Annotated in this window: 3 protein-coding genes and 1 pseudogene; all 4 read left to right on the top strand. The window is 60.9% G+C overall.

Annotated elements, in window-relative coordinates; translation table 11 throughout:
• Nucleotides 1–112 (top strand): annotated as a pseudogene (locus tag ABLE43_RS23020) (IS5/IS1182 family transposase); the annotation flags it as partial.
• A 119-nt stretch (nucleotides 113–231) separates the two neighbouring features.
• Nucleotides 232–1,446 carry an ABC-three component system protein gene (locus ABLE43_RS23025; protein ID WP_348980270.1) on the top strand — a complete coding sequence of 405 codons (1,215 nt, stop codon included), beginning with the start codon at nucleotides 232–234 and terminating at the stop codon, nucleotides 1,444–1,446.
• Nucleotides 1,443–1,928: a three component ABC system middle component gene (locus ABLE43_RS23030; protein WP_348980271.1), complete on the top strand. Its 486-nt coding sequence runs from the start codon at nucleotides 1,443–1,445 to the stop codon at nucleotides 1,926–1,928. Before ABLE43_RS23025 ends, ABLE43_RS23030 begins: the two co-directional genes overlap by 4 nt.
• On the top strand, nucleotides 1,925–3,886 hold the full coding sequence (locus tag ABLE43_RS23035) for a DUF3732 domain-containing protein (protein WP_348980272.1): 1,962 nt from the start codon (nucleotides 1,925–1,927) through the stop codon (nucleotides 3,884–3,886). The genes ABLE43_RS23030 and ABLE43_RS23035 overlap by 4 nt, the downstream gene beginning before the upstream one ends.
• Nucleotides 3,887–4,091 lie beyond the last annotated feature (205 nt).

Below are 4,091 nucleotides of genomic sequence, written 5' to 3' on the forward strand. Positions count from 1 at the left end.
GCGCCTCGTTAAAGATTACGAACGCTATGCCGAAACACTCGCAGGACTTCATGTCGTCGCCTTCGCCTGCCTCATGATGAAGCAGGCTACCGCACTCGCCGCAGGTTCATAACAGCCTCTAGCGACGAACGAAGCATACCTGCCGAAGTGGTTCGACGCTGCGCAGAACGCAGCGGGCTGCCGCGCTAATACCCCGTTGCCGCCATCGCGAAATGAAGATTAGACTAGCGCATGGGAGATAACGAAAGCACCAGTCATTCAGCCGAGGCTTCTGCGTTGGGTTTCTGGTATCAGTCGCTATATGCGCTACTGATACTCGCTGCTACACCGACCGACGATGCTGCGATCGCCATCGAGCAGCTCGACGATATCGAGTTGAAGGCAGATGGCCAGAAATTACTGTTCCAGCTCAAGCACTCGATGAAGGCAAAGCCGGTAGCGGTCGGCATCAAGTCTCGATCTGTGTGGCGCACGGTCGCGGTCTGGGTCGATATTACCCCCAAGATCAGCCTTGCGGAAACTAGCCTGCATCTGGTGACAGTGGGCGGCATCCTGCCGGGGGATCCATTGGAGGCGCTGCTCGATCCCGAAGACGATCGCGAGGCGCTGGCTGCCGCGATGACGGATGAAGCCCAGCGGGTGCTCAAGGAACGGGCCGAAGCCAAGGCCAAGGGCGATCCGCTCCCCCATGCGGATCGCCACAAAGGATGCGCGGCGTATCTCAAGCTCTCCGAAGGCGACCGGCACAATCTGTTGCGCCGAGCCGTCATCAAGCCCGACGCACCGACGATCGATCAGATTGAAAGCGAGCTCGAGCAACACTTGCTCATTCTTCCCGCCACGCAGCGACCAATCGTTGCGCGACGGCTGATCGAATGGTGGGATCGGCAGATCGTCTATTCGCTGTGCGGTAAACGCGAACGCGTGATCGCCCGCAACGAATTCCAAGCGCAGGTAACCGAAATCGTCGGCGAGCTCGATCAGGGGAAACTGGTCGCGCACTTCGAAACCGTCGCGAAGCCGCTCGAATACCTGCCTGAAGGTATGCTGACCCGGCAGATCGCCTTGGTCAAAGGCAGCGATTCAGATGTCGATAGGGCAATCCGGGAGGAGTGGCGGGCGCGCTCGCAGCGAGCGCGTTGGACTAACGAGAACCCTGCGCTCGGCGCGATGATCAACGACTATGACGCGGTTCTCACCGAGCATTGGCAGGATCGGCATAATGAAATGTCGGAGAGTTGCGCTGATCTCGAAGACGGTGCGAAATGCTCGTCTGGGCTTGATCTGCTGCGATGGACGCACAATGCGGCCCCTACCACCGTCCGCTCGATCCAGGTAGGTTTCGCCGCAGCTTATTATGTCCGCGGCAGCTATCAGGTTCTGGCGATCAGCTTGCAGGTCGGGTGGCATCCGGACTTCAAGGTGCTGCTTGGAGAGGAGGGATGAAGCAGGCTCATGACGTGTATGCCGAGCACAATCCGGCTTACTGTGCCTACGTCGCCGGCGCGTTCGTTACAGCCCACGCCGAAGTCCATCCCGCAGGACCCTATCTGGCGATCGTATATCTTGCCGTCCCGATCGCATTGTCCGGAGATCTCGCGGCAACATTCGACGGTACGAACAAGAACACCGGTCTTCTGGAGTGGCTCGAACGAACGCCGCAAATGTCGGTCGGCCTGGCCGACCGGGTGAATGCTGCTCTAGAAATCGTCGGCGAGGCGGTGCGCTATGGCTGCTTCACCGATGTGCTGCGGCTGTCGATGGAAGGCCGACTCACGCCGGGCTCAAAGAAATTTAAGCAGAGTCCCCTGAGCGATCTCGACCCGCACAGTATCGGCGCCATTCGCCGAGCCAGACGACTGGGCACCTGGTTCGCGACCGCCGGCTCGACACGTAACATCTTCGGCATTCTGGGGCTGACCGTATGATCCGCTGGAATATCCGCACGATCTTCTTCCTAGGTGCCGAAGGACGACGTCAGGACATCGTCCTCAAGCCCGACGACATGAATATCGTCACCGGCGCGTCGGGCACCGGCAAGTCCGCGCTAATCAAGGCAATCGACTATTGCCTCGGGTCAAGTAAATGCGAGCTACCTGTCCATATCCGCCGTCGCGTTATGGCGGTCGGCGTCAAATGGGTGGCCGGGGATGATGAGATGATCGTCGGTCGTCTCGTTCCTCCTGACGGCCAGATCACCAGCACCAGGATGTTCGCAACCGCAGGCCGGAATCTGCAGCTGCCTAACTCCGTCGCCGAATTTGACGGCGGAACGACCGTGGATGCAGCCAAAGCCTTTCTGGAGAAGGCCTTCGGCATCGGCGATTTAGGGCATCTACCCGATGCTAACGGCGATGCCCGCGGCCGTACGAGCGTGCGGCATATCACGCCCTACATATTCGTGACCAAGGAAGTCATCGACAGCGAGTCGGTGCTGCTGCACGGTTTGGAGAAGCCGGAGAAGGCGCGGGACATCATTGCGACGATGCCCTATTTCCTGCGGGCAACAGATGAAAGGGGCGCGTTGGCGGAACGCCGCTTGCGCCAGCTGCAACGCGCGCTCGCTCAGGCAGAAAGCAAAGATCGGGCGCGGCAGTCGGCTGAGACCGCGTTGAAGCAACGGGCTTACGGATTGCTGGTCGAGGCGCATCGCTTCGCGATGACCGAGGCGCCTTCGCTTGACGGGCGCGAGGACGATATGCTCGCTGAACTGCGTCGTGTCGCGGACAGCACAATTGATGCGGCGAGTTATCCCAAGGACAGTGAACTCGGTGCCCTGCACGCCCGGCGCCGCGAGATTCTTGCCACGCTCGCCGGCGCGAGACGTCGCCGAGATGCGGCGAAGGCAGCGCTTGTCGACGCCTCGGGCTTCGGCGACACAGTCACCCGGCAGCGAGACCGGCTGATGCTATCCGAACATCTCAAGCTCGGCGACGGCGAACACACCTGTCCGTTGTGCGATGCGCCCTCTGAGCGCGGGCGCGACGCAGCGGCGATGCTTGCGGATACACTCACCAAAGTGCGGGCCGAAACAGTCGCCGTCGAAAGGGTCCGCCCGCAGCTCGTAGAGCATGACGAAGCGCTCGCGAAGGAAATACACACGTTCAATCGTCAGCTCCGTGAGGTCGACGAGCAGATCAAGAGCTGGCTTCGGCAAACCGATGAGACGCGCCGCCTAGCGGACATTTCTCAGGCGAAGGCTCATCTGCAAGGCCGCATATCCTTCTTCCTGCAGACCAGCACTGACGAGCCACGGCAGCCGACCGCCGACCTTTCGGTGCTTCGCGCCGAGATCGCCCAGCTGGAATCTCAGGTGGATCGTGAGTCCAAGGAAATACGGCTGCAGCGGGCCGAGGCAAAAATCTCGTCCTACGCATCCGAAGCCCTCCTGGCGCTGCCGACCGTCGCCCCATGCGTCGACTCCGAGCTTTTCTTCTCCTCGCGCATTCCGGAAATCCGGGTGATTGAGGCCGGCAGCCGTACGATGCTGCGGATGCCCGATGTCGGGTCGGACCAGAATTATCTGGCTATCCATATAGCGCTGGCCTTCGCCATCCAGCGCTATCTCGAAGAGGTAGATGCGCCAGTGCCGGGACTGCTGGTGCTCGATCAAGTCAGCCGTCCTTATTTTCCAACACCCGGCATCGATGAAGACGAGCGACAGATTACCGCGAGCGACGAGGATGAGGATATCCAGGCGATGCGCCGGCATATCGACTTCCTGTTCAAGCAGGTGGCGGCTAGATCGGGCCTACAGGTCCTGCTGATCGAACACGCGTATTTTGCCGATGACCCGCGGTATGTGGCGGCGACGCGAGGGCGCTGGACGCGCGCATCGCGCAAGGCACTCATCCCGCTCAACTGGCCGATGCGCGACGACACCTGAGCATCGCAAAGCTACCGCATTCACCGCCCCTGTAGGCGCTGCTTCCGCGCGACGAAGGCTTTCAGACTATCGCGCTTGTTCAGCGTAAGCGTGGCGTGAGGACCGCAGTTTATGCGGCTTGGGCTGTTGGCTGATCTGTCTGGGGCACCCAGTTCCACGGCATCAGCTCGTCCCAGCGGGTGGCGGGCCAGTCGCCGGCGACCCT

It is taken from the genome of Sphingomonas silueang, assembly GCF_040049155.1.
Classification (GTDB): Bacteria; Pseudomonadota; Alphaproteobacteria; order Sphingomonadales; family Sphingomonadaceae; genus Sphingomonas; species Sphingomonas silueang.

Bases quoted from the DNA above. Each gene is read 5' to 3' on its own strand.
- ABLE43_RS23025 (WP_348980270.1), top strand. From the start codon at position 232: ATGGGAGATAACGAAAGCACCAGTCATTCAGCCGAGGCTTCTGCGTTG.
- ABLE43_RS23030 (WP_348980271.1), top strand. From the start codon at position 1,443: ATGAAGCAGGCTCATGACGTGTATGCCGAGCACAATCCGGCTTACTGT.
- ABLE43_RS23035 (WP_348980272.1), top strand. From the start codon at position 1,925: ATGATCCGCTGGAATATCCGCACGATCTTCTTCCTAGGTGCCGAAGGA.